Source organism: Photobacterium salinisoli (assembly GCF_003614885.1).
Taxonomy (GTDB): Bacteria; Pseudomonadota; Gammaproteobacteria; order Enterobacterales; family Vibrionaceae; genus Photobacterium; species Photobacterium salinisoli.
Window position 1 is genome coordinate 158,522 of sequence record NZ_QZMS01000007.1, and the last position, 16,551, is coordinate 175,072.

The following is a 16,551-nucleotide window of genomic DNA, read 5'->3' on the forward strand; positions in this document are numbered from 1 at the left end:
TTCTGCACTCCGGCGCTGAATCTGCGAGCTATGAATAATATCAGAGCCCGCGTAATTCGTCCTCAAATCGCAGCATATTACTGGCCAGCCGATCCGCATCAACCTGATAGGAACCATTGCTGATGGCATTTTTAATCGACTCGACCTTGTTACGATCAAAGCTCGGTTCTGCAGCCAGTTGCTGATGGATTTGTCCGACCGCACGTGCCTGCGAGCTGAGCGAGACTGCATCCCGTGGCGTATGACCAGACTCTTCTCTGGCCTCGGTCCTGCCCTGTGTGTTGTTCGTACTGCTACTGTTGCGCAGGTTGCTTAACAGCTGGCCACTGCGCAGGGAATCAATACTTGCCATAATCGTGTTGCCTTTAACAGATATTCATCGTTGATGCCCTGCTATCGGCAAGGCTCTGACTAACTTTAGCATTTTTTTCGCTCAGTACTTCACTGTGACTTCGCCGACAGCGGTAATTGTCGCATTGATAATCCGGCGTGATTTGTTGTTCTGTACCCGTATGTCTTCACCCAGGGAGCCGTCGGACAGCGCGGTTCCCTTAGTCACTATGTTCAGACCACTCTGGCCTGCTCTGATCAGCACGGAATCGTTACGGCAAACCAGACAGATGTCATTGCCCAGCACAGCTTCACCCATGTTGATATTACGCTTTACCGTCGAGCCAATAATTTGCTCAGGGTATTCGAACACTATGCCTCTCTGGTAACGGCTTTCCACCTGGCGTACCTGCAGGTCTGACTCTGCAATCACGGCGCCGCGGGCCAGAGGCCTGGCGGCAACGACTCTGGGCAGCAAGAGGGATACCTGCACCGGCACGTAAACCTGCCAATTTGTTGAAGGGCAGCTGACCAGAACGGTGACATTGCCGGTCAGAGACTGCTTACCCGGCACAGAAGTATCAAGCGCATCCAGACAATCACCAATACGCAACCGGTTATCCAGCTCGGCGGCTGTGATGTTCAATTCTCCGTGCTCTGGTTTGGCCACCAGACTTCTGATGTGATCCGCTGCTGCCTCACGCACATTACTGAGCATATTATCGCTAGCAGCAATTGCATTCATGCTTAAGAAACCGCACAGTATGCCGATAAAGATTAAACAGAGTGTAAATTGTGTTCTTCCTGTCACGCTTTTCGCTCTTTTTATGTCGCTTTCTGGGGCTACAATTGCCCCATGATAGGGGATTTTGACTCGGATTACCCGTTGATCCTTCAAAATTGTCTATTTTTACAACAATTCATTTCGACAACTTTGGAGTCACGTTATATGTCGGGGATATTGGATTCTGTGAACCAGCGCACTCAGCTTGTGGGACAAAACCGTCTCGAGTTGCTGACCTTCAAGCTGAACCGCCGCCAGCGCTACGGCATTAATGTCTTCAAGGTCAAAGAGGTACTGCAGTGCCCTAAGCTCACAGCCATGCCGAATCTTCATCCGCTGGTAAAAGGGATAGCCCACATACGTGGTCAGACCATTTCAGTGATTGATATGAGTCTGGCAACCGGCGGACGTCCGATTGAGAACACAGAAAATTGTTTTGTGATCATCTCCGAGTTTAATCGCTCTGTGCAGGGTTTTTTGGTGTCTGCTGTTGAGCGAATCATTAATATGAACTGGGAGGACATCCTTCCGCCACCAAAAGGTGCAGGCAGTGGTAATTACCTGACCGCAGTGACTGAAATTGATGGTGAATTGGTTGAGATTCTGGATGTGGAAAAAATCCTGGATGAAATTTCGCCAAGGCACACTGAAGTGTCACAGACGTTGCGGGATGAGATGATTCGTGACAATCCGGTCACTCGCCGCGTACTGGTGGCTGATGACTCCAGTGTGGCACGTAAACAGGTGCAACGAGCCATTGAATCAATCGGTTGCGAGTGCATTCTGGTAAAGGATGGCAAAGAAGCCCTGAATAAGCTCCGTGAAATGGCAACAGAAGATAGTATCTATAATCAGCTTGATTTGGTGATATCTGATATCGAAATGCCTGAAATGGACGGTTATACCCTGACGGCGGCCATCAGAAATGATGCCAAACTAAAAGATTTACATGTTATCCTGCACACCTCGTTGAGTGGGGTATTTAATCAGGCCATGGTCGACAGAGTCGGTGCTAATGCGTTTATTCCCAAGTTTAACCCTGATGAACTTGGCGCAGCAGTTAAAGCGGCCATGCCTGAATAAACTAACGTTAGAGTAGTAGATGACAGCCATAACAATTAAAGACCAGGAATATCGAGATTTTTGCCGTTTCTTGGAAGCCCAGTGCGGTATCATTCTTGGCGACAGCAAGCAGTATCTGGTTCGGAGTCGCCTGAGTCCTTTGGTCAACCGCTTTGGTCTGGCATCACTCTCTGAATTATTGCAGATAGTGATCAGTGGCCGTAACCGAGAATTACGGGTCGCGGCTGTTGATGCCATGACAACCAATGAGACACTGTGGTTCAGGGATACTTATCCGTTTACCGTTCTGGCAGACAAGATCCTGCCGGAACTGGCTGCAAATAAGCGGCCGATACGCATCTGGTCTTCAGCAAGCTCTTCGGGTCAGGAACCTTATTCTATCGCCATGACAGTGCTGGAAACGCAGCAGCGTCGTCCTGGTATGTTGCCACTGGGTATTCAGGTGACCGCCACAGACATTTCCCAGACCATGCTGGATATGTGCCGAACTGGGGTATATGACAGTCTGGCATTAGGCCGTGGCCTGTCGCCTGAGCGTCGGCAAGCGTTTTTTGAACCTATAGGTGACGGGCGGATGCGTATTGGCAGCAAGGTCAAGCAGATGGTGAATTTTCGCCCGCAGAACCTGAAAGACAGCTATGCGTTGCTCGGTAAGTTTGATGTTATTTTCTGTCGTAATGTCCTGATTTATTTTGCGCCAGAGATGAAAGCGAAAGTGCTCAATCAAATGGCGGCCAGTCTGAACCCGGGCGGCTATCTGCTGCTGGGGGCATCTGAGTCTCTGACCGGACTGACTGACAGGTTTGAGATGATCCGCTGCAACCCGGGTATTATCTACAAGCTGAAATGATTCAATCGTATCAGAACTGATGCAGTAGAACCGAAGGGGTCCGTAGTGGACCCTTTTTTGCATCTGTGTTTTTTGCATCCGTGTCGTGGTGCTTTGCCCCGCAACACTGGCGACATCGCCTCCACTTCATTGTGCTATCACGCTCTTTTCAATATTGGCACGCCCTTTGCAAATAAATCAGTAAGTGATTCAGGAGGCAGACGATGGCCATTTCTTTTGATAAAGCATTAGGTGTGCATCAGTACACAGTTGGTGTGAGGGGCAAAAGGGCGGAAACCCTTGCCAGTAACATCGCTAACGCCAATACACCCGGTTATAAAGCAAAAGACATGGACTTTCAGCGTGCGTTGAATGCGGCAACCTCAGAGGCAAAAGTTGGCCTCAGCCGTACCAATGAGCGGCATATTGCTGCCTCCACCAAAGTCATGGGTGAACAGAAATACCGTGTGCCCGATCAGCCGGATACCGGTGATGGCAACACAGTTGATGCTCAGCTGGAGCAGAATCTGTTTATGCAAAACGCGCTGGAGTATCAGGCATCGCTGGATTTTCTGGGCTCAAAATTCAGTAATCTGAGCAAGGCATTAAAAGGGGAATAATCAATGAGTTTGTTTAACGTTTTTAATGTCACCGGATCGGCAATGAGTGCGGAATCCATACGGCTGAACACAACGGCCAGTAACATGGCGAATGCCAACACCGTCAGCAGCTCTGCAGCGCAAACCTACAAAGCACGTCATCCTGTGTTTGAAGCGGCGTTGCAAAGTGCCAGCTACCAGCGTGAAGAAAGCGTTCCTGTACGGGTGAAAGCCATTGTCGAAAGCCAGAAGCCTTTGACGGCGGAATATAACCCGGCACACCCTTTGGCCAATGCCGAAGGCTATATCTATAAACCGAACGTTAACGTGATGGAAGAGATGGCAAACATGATCTCGGCTTCACGTTCCTATCAAAGCAATGTTCAGGTCGCAGATGCCAGTAAGCAGATGCTGATGCGAACACTGCAGATGGGCAAATAAGGGTAGGGAGTAACTGACATGACCGGTATTAAAGGCACAGGTCAAAGCCCTTTGTCCTATATTGACCAGCTTAAGAGTATGCAGGAGAAAAAACTGCAGTCTGAGCAGAAAGTAACTGGACAACAAGAGCTTAAGCAGGAAGATTTTCTGTCATTACTGACCAAGCAGATGTCACAGCAGGATCCGTTCAAGCCTGTGGGTAATGACCAGATGATTGCACAGATGGCGTCGTTTGCCACAGTAGACGGCATCAGCAAGATGAACGAACAGTTTGGCGGTCTGAACGCGGCCATGACATCCAATCAGGCGCTGCAGGCCTCTTCGCTGGTTGGCCGTGATGTGCTGGTGCCGAACTCAACCGGCTCGAAAACAGCAGAAGGTGGCGTTGCGGGAATGGTTAAGCTGCCGCAATCGCTCAATAACCTGATCGTCCGGGTTGAGAATGCCGCTGGCGAGTTGGTCCGCAGTTTCGATTTAGGCTCCAAGCCTGCCGGCGACCATCGCGTGGCATGGGACGGCAAAGATGACCGCGGCAATATGTTGCCAGCCGGCAAATATCAGCTGAAAGTCAGCGGACTGGCTGACGGCAAGAACTCAGAGTTTGACGTATCGACTTACGCCAATGTGAACAGCGTGCTGCTGGGCAATGGTGACGGCAACGTCATGCTGAATCTGGCTGGATTTGAATCCCCGATCAAGCTGGCTGAAGTGCTGGAAGTCGGCAAAGCATAACGCCAGACGCATTAACAAATCACCAGCGGCAGTTGATACGCTGCGGCTGGTGAACAATAAGTACGCTGTACACAGAATTCAGGAGAGTCACCTATGGGCTTTAATGTCGCACTGAGTGGACTGGGCGCCGCCCAGAAAGATCTGAACACCACAAGTAACAACATTGCCAACGCCAATACCTACGGCTTTAAAGAGTCGCGGGCCGAATTTGGTGATGTGTATTCAAGCTCCATTTTTTCCAACACCAAAACCACCACAGGTGGCGGTGTCCAGAATTCTGTGGTGGCTCAGCAATTCCATGAAGGTTCCAGTATTTATACCAACAACCCGATGGATTTGCGTATATCCGGTACCGGCTTTTTTGCCGTCTCAGACCAGCGTCTGGAACCGAATAATAACAGCCTGACCCGTAACGGGGCTTTTCATCTGGACAAAGATAACTATATCGTCAACTCAGAAGATCAGTTCTTACTGGGTTACGGTGTGGATCAGGAAACGGATCAGGTGATCTCTTATGAACCACAGGCACTGAAAGTGCCGGATCAGTTTGGTCAGCCGAAAGCCACCAGTCAGGTCGAGATTGGTGTTAACCTGCCTGCCAACGGCGATCCGAAAGATATCAACCAGTTTAACTTTGAAGACCCGGATACCTATAACAAATCCACATCTGTCACCATGTATGACTCCTTAGGTCAGCCATACAAAATGACCAGTTATTATGTGAAGGACAATACGCAGCCAAATCGCTGGGCGACCTTCTATACCGTCACGGATGCCGACGGTGAGAAGCCACTGGATATTGCCGACGGTGAGGCAACCAATATCGCGGGTCATACCGGTGCCCTGGTGGATTTTAACTTCGACGGAACCGTGGCCCAGGTGAATGGCGGTAATCCGATGATTTCTGAGGCCTTCAGTGCGGCGGGTCTGAGCATGAACGGTGCGGACGGCTCACAGACACTGAATTTTAACTTCGATGCCCCTACTCAGTTTGCGGCGCCGTTTGAAGTGCGTAAATTCAGTGAAAATGGCGCTACCACAGGCTATCTGGCCAAAGTGGACGTTGATGCCAAAGGCTCTATTGTGGCCACTTACAGTAACGGGGAAAACATTACCCTGGGTCGTGTGGGCATGGTACGAGTACCGAATGAACAGGGCTTGCTTTCCAAAGGTGGGACACAGTGGGCGGTAAGCCAGGAATCTGGCGCGGCTGTTTGGGGCGAGGCGACCTTCGGTGCCTTTGGTTCAGTCAAAAGCGGTACGCTGGAGCAGTCAAACATTGACATGACTCAGGAGCTGGTGGATTTGATCACCGCTCAGCGTAATTTCCAGGCCAACTCCCGCGCCCTGGAAGTCGACAACAGTCTTCAGCAAACCATACTGCAGATTCGCTAAACCTACTTCGTCTGATATTGCCGCCTGTGCCTTCGCAGGCGGCAATATTTGTCCTGAGCACATTGCTTGTACGCCATTTCTTTGGCACTCCACTGAATTCCTGTCGTTGTTATGGAAAGCATCTCTCACTAATTACCTGATCTTTCGTGACCTCAATACTGTTTTTCAGTTATTTACCAAATTGGTACGTATATTGCTTCTATTGCAGCAGTACTGATTGGGAGACTCGAAATGGATCGTGCACTGTACCTGGCAATGAGCGGCGCTAAACAAGATATGTATGGCTTGCAGCTTCATGCCAATAACCTGGCTAACGTTCGTACGACTGGCTTTCGCGCTGATTTAGAACAGGCGCGGAGTATGCAGGCGTTTGGCGAAGGCATGCCGTCCCGCGTGTTCTCCATGACAGAAAGACCGGGGCAGGACTTTGCCCAGGGAGCCGTGATGACAACCGGCCGTGATCTGGATGTTGCGGTAGAAGGCAACGGTTGGCTGGCGGTATTGGATGCCAGCGGCCAGGAAGCTTATACCCGTGCCGGTCATCTGAAAATCGATCAGACAGGATTGCTGCAAAACAGCAACGGCAGCCTGATGGTCGGTGAAAATGGCGGTCCGATTTTTATTCCTCTGCCAATCAGCAAAATTGAAATCGGTAAAGACGGCACTGTGTCGGTTCGCCCGCAGGGTGCACCAGCCGATGCGATGGAAGTGGTTGATCGTATCAAAATGGTCAAGCCGGACAATAGTGAGCTCTTTAAAGACGTTGATGGTCTGTTCAAATCCAAAGTGCCGGCGCAGATATTTGATGCCGATGCAGAGGTTACTCTGCTGAGTGGTGCGCTGGAAGGCAGTAACGTAAATGCCGTAGGAGAAATGACCAGCATGATAGATCTTCAGCGTCATTTTGAAATGCAAGTTAAGTTAATGAAAACCGCAGAGGAAATGGACCAGGCGTCCTCGTCTCTGTTGCGTTTGGGCTAATTAGGAAAGGAATAACACATGCATCCAGCATTATGGGTCAGTAAAACCGGTCTTGACGCTCAGCAAACAAACATCTCGACCATTTCGAATAACCTGGCTAACGCCTCGACCATAGGCTTTAAAAAGAGCCGAGCGGTGTTTGAGGATCTGTTTTATCAGAACATTAACCAGCCAGGCGGCCAGTCCACTCAGGATACCACTTTGCCATCCGGTCTGATGCTGGGGGCGGGTTCAAAGGTGGTGGCAACACAAAAAGTGTTTACCCAGGGTAATACTCAGACCACCAACAACGCCATGGACTTGATGATAGAAGGCGATGGCTTCTTTCAGATCCTGTTGCCGGACGGCAACATAGGCTACACCCGAAATGGCCAGTTCACTATCAATGAAGAAGGCCAGATGGTGACCTCAGGTGGTGGTTACTTGCTGCAGCCTGAAATTGTTGTGCCGGAAGATGCGGTCAGCATTACTGTCGGCACAGACGGTGAAGTGTCTGCCCGTATCCGTAATCAGCAGGAAAGCCTGGTACTGGGTCAGCTGACCACGGTCGATTTTATCAACCCGGGCGGTATGGAGCCTATCGGTCAGAACCTGTTCCTGCCAACCGGTGCCAGTGGTGATCCGCAGGAAGGCGTGCCAGGTCTGGAAGGTTTTGGCCAGATCCGTCAGTCCATGCTGGAAACATCCAATGTCAACGTGACGGAAGAGCTGGTCAATATGATTGAAGCCCAGCGTGTATATGAAATGAACTCCAAAGTGATTTCAACCGTTGACCAGATGCTGAGTTATGTGAACCAGCAACTTTAATAAAGAGTGGGGTCTAAGATGAGAAATTGGTTGCTGACGGCTTTAATACTGACGCTGACCGGCTGTGTCCAAATGCCGGAACAACAGGATGAGCTGACACAGGCGACGACCAATGTCGATGCCGTAGAAGGAAATCAGGATTCATCGGGCGGTGATTTGATTGACCTTGTACGCCGTCGTGAAGACCCGCAGGCCGGCGATCCGGCCTGGAGCAGCATCCGCCCTCAGGATAAACCGGCCCATTACGCCACGGCGACCGGCTCTTTGTTCAGTCAGGCGCTGGCGCAGGATATGTATGACGATACCCGCCCAAGAGGTATCGGTGATATCGTGACTGTGATGCTGGCTGAGAAAAACAAAGCCAATAAAAGCGCCAGTACCGATCTCGACAAGTCGACAGATTTAACCATGGATCCCCTTACGCTTGGCGGTAAACCACTGACGATTGGCGACCGTGACATCTCTTACGATGTGAATAACTCCAATACCTTTTCAGGCAGTACCTCGGCCGATCAAAGTAACAGTATTCAGGGCTCGATTTCCGTCGAAGTGGTTGACGTATTGGCGAACGGTAATCTGCTGGTTCGCGGCGAGAAGTGGCTGACGCTCAACAGCGGTGATGAGTATATCCGGCTGAGCGGCACGATTCGTCCTGATGACATCACACAGGAAAACACCATAGAGTCGACCCGGATTGCCAATGCCCGTATTCAGTATTCCGGTACCGGCGACAGGCAGGATGTTCAGGAGCAGGGCTGGTTGGCCCGGTTCTTTAACGTAAGCTTGTAACCGATTGATTTTTTCTAACCGCTACCCGACGACGATGAGAGTATGACAGTGACCAGACAAATGCTATGGGCAGGACTCGCCTTGTTGATGGCTTTCCCTTTGCAGGCGGCCCGAATTAAGGATGTCTCTGAAGTCGCCGGGGTGCGGAGTAACCAGTTATCGGGTTACGGTCTGGTTGTCGGCCTGCCGGGAACCGGTGAAACTACGCCATTTACCGACCAAAGCTTCAATGCCATGCTGCAAAACTTCGGCATTCAATTGCCGGCAGGCACTAAACCCAAAACCAAGAATGTGGCCGCTGTCGCTGTCAGCGCGACTTTGCCGCCGTTTACCAAGCAAGGCCAGCATATTGATATTACGGTCTCTTCCATCGGTTCGGCGAAAAGCCTGCGCGGCGGCACGCTAATCCAAACCTTCCTGCGTGGTCTGGACGGTAAAGTCTATGCGGTGGCGCAAGGCAGTCTGGTGGTTGGCGGCTTCAGTGCTGAAGGTTTGGACGGCTCTAAGCTGGTGGGTAATAATCCGACAGTCGGACGCATTGCAAACGGTGCGATTGTTGAACAGGAAGTCCCTAACCCGTTCAGCCGAGGCGATCATCTGACGTTTAACCTGTTTGAATCTGACTTCACCACGGCGCAACGTATGTCCGATGCTATCAATGAGTTTCTGGGCCCTGATATGGCTGCACCCATTGATGCCACCTCGGTACGTGTGCGTGCGCCGCGTGATGTCAGCCAGCGCGTGGCATTTCTGTCTACTATCGAGAACCTTGAGTTCGACCCGGCCGAAGGCGCAGCTAAAATCATAGTTAATTCCCGTACCGGAACCATAGTCGTTGGTCAGCATGTGAAGCTTAAACCTGCGGCAATTACCCACGGCGGTATGACAGTGTCTATACGGGAAAATCCAACGGTCAGCCAGCCCAATCCATTCTCCGGCGGTGAAACTGTGGTGGTACCTGATTCTCAGATTGAAGTGACGGAAGAAGACTCTCGCATGTTTAAGTTCAACCCGGGCATTACCCTGGATGAGCTGGTACGCGCGGTCAATCAGGTGGGGGCAGCACCTTCCGATCTGATGGCGATTCTTCAGGCACTGAAACAGGCTGGAGCCATTGAAGGCCAGTTGATCATTATTTAATTATGGCTGGCACCTTGTTTACGGGTGCCGATGAAAAGCGCATTACAGGCAGAACACTGACGATGAAACCGACGGACCCAGGCTTTGTCAACGACCTTGCTAACCTTGACCGCCTTCGTGCTGGTATCAAAGGGAAGGGCGATAAGGAATCTTTGCGAGCAGCAGCAGAGCAGTTTGAAGCCCTGTTTACCCAAATGCTGTTTAAATCGATGCGTCAGGCCAATGAAGCCTTTGAGTCTGATCTGATGAGCAGCTCAAACACCAAATTTTTTGAAGAAATGCGCGATGAACAAATGTCCAGTGAACTCAGCGCCCGCGGTTCACTCGGTCTTGCTGATCTGATAGTTGAACAGCTAAGCGCCTTAGATAAGCCACCGGCAACACCGGAAGAGCAGGCAACATCGGAACAGGAAAAAGCCGCGGGTTTCGAGGCTATCCAGCAGTCGCGTCAGGTCTCTGCCGATGATGTGCTTGCTCAAGTCTTCGCGGCGAAAGACAAGACCAATCCTGCTATAGAACAACCGGTTAAGCCAGCTGCTGCCGAAACGGCTGCCACAGAGTTTGTCCGCCCGCCATTGCGTCAGTTGCAGCAAAAGCCGTTTTCTTCGCCAGAAGATTTCGTGACCCGTATGCGACCGTTCGCTGAAAAAGCAGCAGGTATGCTGGGGACCGATCCGGCAGTGCTGATTGCGCAGGCGGCGCTGGAAACCGGCTGGGGCAAGAAAGTGGTTAAAAATGCCGCCGGTGACAGTAATAACCTGTTCAACATCAAAGCGGACTCACGCTGGGCCGGCAATAAAGTGGCGACTCAGACACTGGAATACCATGACGGTATTCCGGTGCAGGAGCGTGCGGCATTCCGCTCTTACAATACTTATGAAGACAGCTTTAATGACTATGTCCGTTTTTTGAATGACAACCCGCGTTATTCAGAGGCACTGGCCTCGCCGCAGGATCCGCGCCGTTTTATCCGTAACCTGCATCAGGCCGGTTACGCGACCGATCCGAAATACGCCGATAAAATCATCAATGTGATGGACACGGTTCGGAAACTGATGAAGTAAAATGTACGGCAAGTTCTCAACTTGCCGTATTCATGATTCAGCAAATTTCTCCTTCAACGGAAGAGCCGAAAGGAACCCCTTTATACGTGGTGTAAACACTTGAGGCTGCATTGCCTGTTGTCACTTTGATCCAGCCATTCCCACTAAACTTTCTGTCTGCCCATTTGTCTTCTTGAGACCAGTATCGGACCCAGCTTAATACAAGTGTATCCCCTAAGATTTTTGAGCTGACTTTGTAGGTTGTGACCCCGATATGACTTGCGACGGGGACAGGATAGCTCCAGACATTCGGTGGGGCATAAGCGCCAAATCTTTTGCAGTCTTTGTCTAGCAGAGCTGCAATATTATCGTTTTCTTGTTTTTTTACTTGGTCGTTATTTTGAATTTTAGGCGCTTTAAGGTTTTCAACTGATATTTCTTCAAAGTTATCGGTTGTAAGCCTTTGTAATGCGCAGCTTGGGCCGGGCAGGTTTGTAATACTAAAATCGGGTGGGTTATTTGGATCAGTAAAAAGAAGTGTTTGAGAACAATCTTTTTCAGCCTGGTTCCCATACTCATCGAATGAATTGTAAGTACCTGTGTGGATATATTTATGTCCACCAGGCCCCTGCATGATTTTTGTTTCTGGATCTTGGTAGAGTTGGGAGGTATCAATAAATATGGGGTTCCCTTCCGTATCAAACGCATTTGTCTCGGTACCGGCATAGGCCAGACTGGTTGTGAGTGAAGCCGACAATAAAATCAGTTTTTTATAATTGAACATTGTTACACCTCTTTGTGAGTTCAATTGCATATTAGTTCAGGGTTCTTGTTTGTAAGTAATTCTCTTTCCCATTTTGAGATATGCGGCAACCTTTTTCCTTGCGTCTGCTTAAATTCAATTTAGTCAATTAAAAACAAACACTTATATGTTGGAATGATTTTTGCTTATTAATCTCCAGTAAAGTAACTCCCCCGAGGTTTTCTGGAGGCGCAATGGCGTTCGATTTGCTCAGTTTGGGCTCTCAAGGTGTGTTAACAGCGCAAAGGCAGCTCAATACCACCAGCCATAACATCAACAACGTCAATACGGATGGTTACAGCCGCCAGTCTGTGGTGCAGCAGACCAACGATCCTCTGTGGTGGGGCGGCAATAACTACGGCACAGGCGTACATGCGGCAGAAGTTCGCCGCGGTTATGATCAGTTTGCCACCAACGAGCTGAACCTCACCACGACCAATCACAGCTACGCGACAGAGCGCGACGGACAGCTTGAGCGGCTGGATAAGCTGCTGGCTAACAGCGGCAGCCAGGTGCCGCAGGATATGAACCAGTGGTACGACGCCGTCAAAGCCATGGCTGACAGCCCCAATGATCTGGGCACCCGTAAAGTCGTACTGGAAAAAGCCAAAATGGTTGCGGCCGGGTTGAATGACACGCACCGGGTTCTGGCCGAACAAAAAGATGTCACCAACGATGTACTGGCAAAAACCCTGCACAGGGTGAATGACATTGGCCGCGAGCTGGTGGAAATTCATGAAGCCTTGCTGAAAACCCCGGCCGGCGGCGCGGATAACGACCTGATGGACAGACATCAGCAGTTAATCAATGAGCTGTCGACCTACACCAAAGTCACGGTCACGCGTAAGAACGCGGAAACCTTCAACGTCCTGATCGGCAGTGGTCATACCCTGGTGTCCGGTACCCATTCCAGCGAACTGCAAATGATCAATGGTGATCCCGATCCGCAGCAGACCCGGCTGGCAGTGGTGGCAGGTAAATCCCTGAAAGCCATCAGCTCTGACGATGTCGGCGGTAAACTGGCGTCACTGTTTGAATACCGTGACAAAACCTTGCCGCAGGTGATGGATGAGCTGGGCAAAATGACCATAGGTTTCACCGAGTCGGTAAATCAGCTGCAGGCACAGGGACTGGATCTCAACGGTCAGGTCGGTGAGGCCATGTTTACCGATGTCAATGCCCCCGAGGTTGCCGCCTCCCGCGCGCTGATCCCTCAGGGATCCAGCGCACAGGTGAAGGTATACATACAGGATCTCAGTAAGTTGCAGGCCGGTGAGTACGAGCTGGGGTTCAACGGCAGTCAGCATACGCTGAAGATGCCGGATGGCTCGTCACAATCTGTCATTCCGAGCGGTCTGCCGCCGAGTTTTGAGGTCGATGGTGTGCGGATAGAAATTGCCGCCCCGATTACCAGCGGCGAAAAAATCCTGCTGCGTCCTACCCGCAATGCGGCCAGAGACGTGCAGGCTGAAATGACAGACCCGGCAAAAATTGCGGCGCAGAGTTATCTCAGCTCGGCAACGCAGGCGCAGGGAAAAGCCGAATTTGCCATTACTTCACCGGGCCCGCTGCGTGAATTCCAGGTGGCGGTATCGCCCGATTCGTCGCAGTTTGCGGTGCTGGATATGCAGGGCAATGTTTTGCAGGCGCCGCAGCCTTATCCGCCAAGTGGTCAGGTAGTGGTGGGCGGCACCGGGTTCACCCTGAGTAATGGTGCGGCGGGCGGCGACGTTTTTGCCGTCAATCTGAATGCAGCCAGCGGCGATAACGGCAACCTGATCAAAATGCAGGATCTTCAGGATACGAAGATCATGAATAAAGGCCGCTCCAGCGTGATCGATGTCTATGAAGGGTTGAATACCGAAATGGGTGTTCAGCGCGCATCGGCCGCACGTTTGAAAGAAGTGGGTCGCCAGGAAAAAGAAGCCGCTGAGAGCCGTGTAGCTGAGATTGCCGGCGTCAATATGGACGAAGAAGCCGCCAACATGATGAAGTTCCAGCAGGCCTACATGGCATCGTCCCGGATTATGACCGTGGCGAATGAAACCTTTAATACTTTGCTTAATGCCGCGCGATAAGGAGTTAACGCCGTATGATTAGCCGAATTGCCAGCTTTCATAATTATCAGTCCGTGGCGAATGATATGAACCGCCAACAGGTGAAAGTGGCGGAGAACCAGGAGCAACTGGCGTCCGGTAAGCAGTTGCTGACCGCCGGGGACGATCCGGTTGCCTCGATTTATGTGCAGAATTTTTCGCAGCAAAATACCGAAATTGATCAGTCGCTGCGCTCTATTACATTGGCACGTAACCGCCTGAGCAGTGAAGAAACCGCGATTTCCGATGCTGAAACCCTGCTCGATGACGCCAAGCGTAAAACCATGTCTATGGTGAACGGTTCGTTGTCAGATGATGACAGAATCGCGCACATGCAGGATTTGCGAGGGCTGTTCGATTCCGTCATCCATCTGGTGAATACCCAGGATGAATCCGGTAACTTCGTTTTTGCGGGCAATCAGTACGATAAGCAGCCGTTTTTCCGTGACGGTAACGGCAACGTCAGTTATGTCGGTGACAGCTATCAGCGGATGTCTAAGGTGTCACCAAACGTCGAAGTGCCGGTGAATGATCCGGGCGACAAGCTGTTTATGAACATCGAAAACCCGTACGGTGATTACCAGCCGGATTACGATCTGCAGTCTGGTTCGCTGCTGCTGCTGTCGCATGCCCGTAATAACAACCATTCGGACAATGCCAGTTACACCATTGATTTCACACAGACGGGATCGGGGGCGGTTTATGATCTTTATCAGGATGGCCTCCTGGTTGACAGCCAACCCTTTGATCCGAAACGCGGCATAGAGTGGGGAACCTTGTCGGTACAGCTGGAAGGCGAAGTCACAGACGGTGATCAGATTATACTGAACCGTCAGGATACTTTCAGTGTGTTTGACTCCTTCAAACGCGGGATCGAAGTCTCTGCCCGTGCCCCTTCTGATGCATCGGCAACCGCTGAACTGCACCAGGTGGCGGAAGAGTTGTCACAGGCCTTCAAGCATATCAACCGGGCGCGATCAGAAGTCGGTACCCGGCTGCAGACACTGGATCGTCAGGCTGACATGCATGAAGATTTTAAGCTGGTGATTAATAAAGCGCGCGGGACGCTCGAAGATCTGGACTACGGCAAAGCCGTGGTGGAGCTCAATGAAAATATGCTGGCGCTGCAGGCTTCCCAGCAGGCGTTTGCGAAAACCAAAAACCTGAGCCTGTTTAACTATATCTAAGTGCTGGTCCTGGCAGGCCATGTGATGAGCCCTTTACCGGTATTACAGGTAAGGGGCTTTATTTTGTCTTTGCCGCTCATCTTGCCGGGCGGCAAGGCTTGGCGGCAGAGCGGTTCAACGGGCTGGCATGGCTTTGCCGCTTTGCTTCAATTGGCAATGAAAAATAGTGTAAAGCTATGAAAATAATGACTTATTATTTCTGGCACACTAATTGCTAAAGTATTATTGTGATTTTCATTAACGACATTTTTACTAACGCTGGTCCCGCTTCACTCTCTGATGGGTTGACGTTGCGGGTAGCTGTTTCGCTAACAGCGAAAAGTCAAAGGAGAGCAAAATGGGTGTAACAGTGAACACCAACGTGTCTGCCATGACTGCGCAGCGCTACCTCAACAAAGCATCTGAGGGCCTGAGCCAATCCATGGAGCGTCTGTCTACGGGTAGTCGTATTAACAGCGCCAAAGACGATGCGGCCGGTTTGCAGATTTCCAACCGTCTGATTGCGCAGACGCGTGGTCTGAACGTGGCGATGCGAAATGCCAATGACGGTATTTCGATAGCGCAGACTGCAGAAGGGGCGATGCAGGAATCTACCAGCATTTTGCAGCGTATGCGTGATCTGTCGCTGCAATCAGCAAACGGTGCCAACTCGGATGACGATCGTGTCGCCATTCAGGAAGAAATTACTGCACTGCAGGACGAGCTGAACCGTATCGCAGAAACCACCTCTTTCGGTGGTCGTAAATTGCTCAATGGTACTTTTGGTGAAGCGGCCTTCCAGGTCGGTGCCGATGCCGGTGAAGCGATTGTTGTCGGCCTGGACAGTGTTCGTGCGGACGAACCGCAAATGGGCGGCAGTTTGCTGGTGTCAACCACGACTATTCAGCCGGATGCAACCCTTGCCGCTGATACCAGCATTGAATTGAGTGTTACGGCCGCAGACGGCACGGTAACCCCTGTGACAATCGGCCTGATCGGCGGTGATGATGTGGAAGAAATTGCCACCCGTATTAACGGTCAGAATGGCCTGATCAATGCCTCTGTCACAGAGAAAGGTGAACTTCAGCTGGTGTCGAGTGACGGTACAGTGGGTGTTACCAACGGCGCGATCAGCATGATCAACAGCGACGGCACCACTGTTGCAGGTGATATTGCCGGTACGGCAACAGACATTACTGTCTCGCAGATCGATGTCTCAACCGCGGGTGGCGCGCAGCGTGCAGTACCTCTGATTGACTCAGCGCTGAAATACATCGACAGCATGCGAGCCGATCTGGGTGCGAAGCAAAATCGACTGACGCACACCATTAACAACCTGGCCAATACGTCTGAGAATGTGTCTGCCTCGAACAGTCGTATCCGTGATACCGACTTCGCGAAAGAGACAACAGACATGACCAAGAATCAGATTCTGCAGCAAGCGAGTACCTCGATTCTGGCGCAAGCCAAACAGATTCCGCAGTCTGCATTGAACCTACTGCAATAATCGCGATAAGCGGTATTATTATTCAAC

At 51.0% G+C, this 16,551-nt stretch carries 17 protein-coding genes; 14 read left to right on the forward strand and 3 right to left on the reverse strand.

Going from position 1 to position 16,551, the window contains the following annotated elements:
- Positions 1-40 precede the first annotated feature (40 nt).
- Together flgM and flgA are read right to left on the reverse strand one after the other, a co-directional pair.
- The gene (gene flgM / locus D6M16_RS01440) at positions 41-352 is read right to left on the reverse strand and encodes a flagellar biosynthesis anti-sigma factor FlgM (protein ID WP_120510251.1); all 312 of its coding nucleotides are present in this window, start codon (positions 350-352) and stop codon (positions 41-43) included.
- An 81-nt stretch (positions 353-433) separates the two neighbouring features.
- The gene (gene flgA, locus D6M16_RS01445; protein WP_120510252.1) at positions 434-1,141 is read right to left on the reverse strand and encodes a flagellar basal body P-ring formation chaperone FlgA; all 708 of its coding nucleotides are present in this window, start codon (positions 1,139-1,141) and stop codon (positions 434-436) included.
- 138 nt (positions 1,142-1,279) lie between these two features.
- Between flgA and D6M16_RS01450 the strand changes: the two genes are divergently transcribed.
- The 11 genes from D6M16_RS01450 (at position 1,280) to flgJ (ending at position 10,974) form a co-directional block, all read left to right on the forward strand.
- Positions 1,280-2,197: a chemotaxis protein CheV gene (locus D6M16_RS01450; protein WP_120510253.1), complete on the forward strand. Its 918-nt coding sequence runs from the start codon at positions 1,280-1,282 to the stop codon at positions 2,195-2,197.
- Positions 2,198-2,216: 19 nt separating this feature from the next.
- Positions 2,217-3,047 carry a CheR family methyltransferase gene (locus D6M16_RS01455; RefSeq protein WP_120510254.1) on the forward strand — a complete coding sequence of 277 codons (831 nt, stop codon included), beginning with the start codon at positions 2,217-2,219 and terminating at the stop codon, positions 3,045-3,047.
- A gap of 203 nt (positions 3,048-3,250) precedes the next feature.
- Positions 3,251-3,646 (forward strand): flagellar basal body rod protein FlgB, encoded by a 396-nt coding sequence (gene flgB, locus D6M16_RS01460; RefSeq protein ID WP_027253914.1) that lies wholly within the window; start codon positions 3,251-3,253, stop codon positions 3,644-3,646.
- 3 nt (positions 3,647-3,649) lie between these two features.
- The gene (flgC, locus tag D6M16_RS01465) at positions 3,650-4,066 is read left to right on the forward strand and encodes a flagellar basal body rod protein FlgC (RefSeq protein WP_120510255.1); all 417 of its coding nucleotides are present in this window, start codon (positions 3,650-3,652) and stop codon (positions 4,064-4,066) included.
- 18 nt (positions 4,067-4,084) lie between these two features.
- Complete coding sequence (gene flgD / locus D6M16_RS01470) at positions 4,085-4,798, forward strand: flagellar hook assembly protein FlgD (RefSeq protein ID WP_120510256.1); 714 nt, start codon at positions 4,085-4,087, stop codon at positions 4,796-4,798.
- A 93-nt stretch (positions 4,799-4,891) separates the two neighbouring features.
- Entirely contained in the window at positions 4,892-6,193 is a 1,302-nt protein-coding gene (gene flgE / locus D6M16_RS01475; RefSeq protein ID WP_120510257.1) for a flagellar hook protein FlgE, read from the forward strand.
- A gap of 231 nt (positions 6,194-6,424) precedes the next feature.
- A complete protein-coding gene (gene flgF / locus D6M16_RS01480; protein ID WP_120510258.1) occupies positions 6,425-7,174 on the forward strand; it encodes a flagellar basal-body rod protein FlgF in 750 nt (249 codons plus the stop codon).
- Between the two features lie 18 nt (positions 7,175-7,192).
- On the forward strand, positions 7,193-7,981 hold the full coding sequence (flgG, locus tag D6M16_RS01485; protein ID WP_046219541.1) for a flagellar basal-body rod protein FlgG: 789 nt from the start codon (positions 7,193-7,195) through the stop codon (positions 7,979-7,981).
- Between the two features lie 18 nt (positions 7,982-7,999).
- Positions 8,000-8,770, forward strand: a complete 771-nt coding sequence (flgH, locus tag D6M16_RS01490) for a flagellar basal body L-ring protein FlgH (RefSeq protein ID WP_120510259.1) — start codon at positions 8,000-8,002, stop codon at positions 8,768-8,770.
- Between the two features lie 42 nt (positions 8,771-8,812).
- Positions 8,813-9,910, forward strand: coding sequence for a flagellar basal body P-ring protein FlgI (locus D6M16_RS01495; protein WP_276131382.1), 1,098 nt, complete (start codon positions 8,813-8,815; stop codon positions 9,908-9,910).
- Between the two features lie 62 nt (positions 9,911-9,972).
- A complete protein-coding gene (gene flgJ, locus D6M16_RS01500; RefSeq protein ID WP_120511824.1) occupies positions 9,973-10,974 on the forward strand; it encodes a flagellar assembly peptidoglycan hydrolase FlgJ in 1,002 nt (333 codons plus the stop codon).
- 37 nt (positions 10,975-11,011) lie between these two features.
- On the opposite strand, the gene D6M16_RS01505 is transcribed toward flgJ, so the two are convergent.
- Positions 11,012-11,737 (reverse strand): hypothetical protein, encoded by a 726-nt coding sequence (locus D6M16_RS01505; protein ID WP_120510260.1) that lies wholly within the window; start codon positions 11,735-11,737, stop codon positions 11,012-11,014.
- A gap of 212 nt (positions 11,738-11,949) precedes the next feature.
- Between D6M16_RS01505 and flgK the strand changes: the two genes are divergently transcribed.
- From flgK to D6M16_RS01520, 3 genes are all read left to right on the forward strand, one after another.
- On the forward strand, positions 11,950-13,833 hold the full coding sequence (gene flgK, locus D6M16_RS01510) for a flagellar hook-associated protein FlgK (protein WP_120510261.1): 1,884 nt from the start codon (positions 11,950-11,952) through the stop codon (positions 13,831-13,833).
- Positions 13,834-13,847: 14 nt separating this feature from the next.
- Positions 13,848-15,038, forward strand: coding sequence for a flagellar hook-associated protein FlgL (flgL, locus tag D6M16_RS01515; protein WP_120510262.1), 1,191 nt, complete (start codon positions 13,848-13,850; stop codon positions 15,036-15,038).
- A 337-nt stretch (positions 15,039-15,375) separates the two neighbouring features.
- On the forward strand, positions 15,376-16,524 hold the full coding sequence (locus D6M16_RS01520; protein ID WP_120510263.1) for a flagellin: 1,149 nt from the start codon (positions 15,376-15,378) through the stop codon (positions 16,522-16,524).
- The last annotated feature ends 27 nt before the right edge of the window (positions 16,525-16,551 follow it).

Bases quoted from the DNA above. Each gene is read 5' to 3' on its own strand.
- flgH (WP_120510259.1), top strand. From the start codon at position 8,000: ATGAGAAATTGGTTGCTGACGGCTTTAATACTGACGCTGACCGGCTGT.
- D6M16_RS01450 (WP_120510253.1), top strand. From the start codon at position 1,280: ATGTCGGGGATATTGGATTCTGTGAACCAGCGCACTCAGCTTGTGGGA.
- D6M16_RS01520 (WP_120510263.1), top strand. From the start codon at position 15,376: ATGGGTGTAACAGTGAACACCAACGTGTCTGCCATGACTGCGCAGCGC.
- flgK (WP_120510261.1), top strand. From the start codon at position 11,950: ATGGCGTTCGATTTGCTCAGTTTGGGCTCTCAAGGTGTGTTAACAGCG.
- flgJ (WP_120511824.1), top strand. From the start codon at position 9,973: ATGAAACCGACGGACCCAGGCTTTGTCAACGACCTTGCTAACCTTGAC.
- D6M16_RS01505 (WP_120510260.1), bottom strand. From the start codon at position 11,737: ATGTTCAATTATAAAAAACTGATTTTATTGTCGGCTTCACTCACAACC.
- D6M16_RS01455 (WP_120510254.1), top strand. From the start codon at position 2,217: ATGACAGCCATAACAATTAAAGACCAGGAATATCGAGATTTTTGCCGT.
- flgF (WP_120510258.1), top strand. From the start codon at position 6,425: ATGGATCGTGCACTGTACCTGGCAATGAGCGGCGCTAAACAAGATATG.
- flgB (WP_027253914.1), top strand. From the start codon at position 3,251: ATGGCCATTTCTTTTGATAAAGCATTAGGTGTGCATCAGTACACAGTT.
- flgE (WP_120510257.1), top strand. From the start codon at position 4,892: ATGGGCTTTAATGTCGCACTGAGTGGACTGGGCGCCGCCCAGAAAGAT.
- flgM (WP_120510251.1), bottom strand. From the start codon at position 352: ATGGCAAGTATTGATTCCCTGCGCAGTGGCCAGCTGTTAAGCAACCTG.
- flgC (WP_120510255.1), top strand. From the start codon at position 3,650: ATGAGTTTGTTTAACGTTTTTAATGTCACCGGATCGGCAATGAGTGCG.
- D6M16_RS01495 (WP_276131382.1), top strand. From the start codon at position 8,813: ATGACAGTGACCAGACAAATGCTATGGGCAGGACTCGCCTTGTTGATG.
- flgD (WP_120510256.1), top strand. From the start codon at position 4,085: ATGACCGGTATTAAAGGCACAGGTCAAAGCCCTTTGTCCTATATTGAC.
- flgL (WP_120510262.1), top strand. From the start codon at position 13,848: ATGATTAGCCGAATTGCCAGCTTTCATAATTATCAGTCCGTGGCGAAT.
- flgG (WP_046219541.1), top strand. From the start codon at position 7,193: ATGCATCCAGCATTATGGGTCAGTAAAACCGGTCTTGACGCTCAGCAA.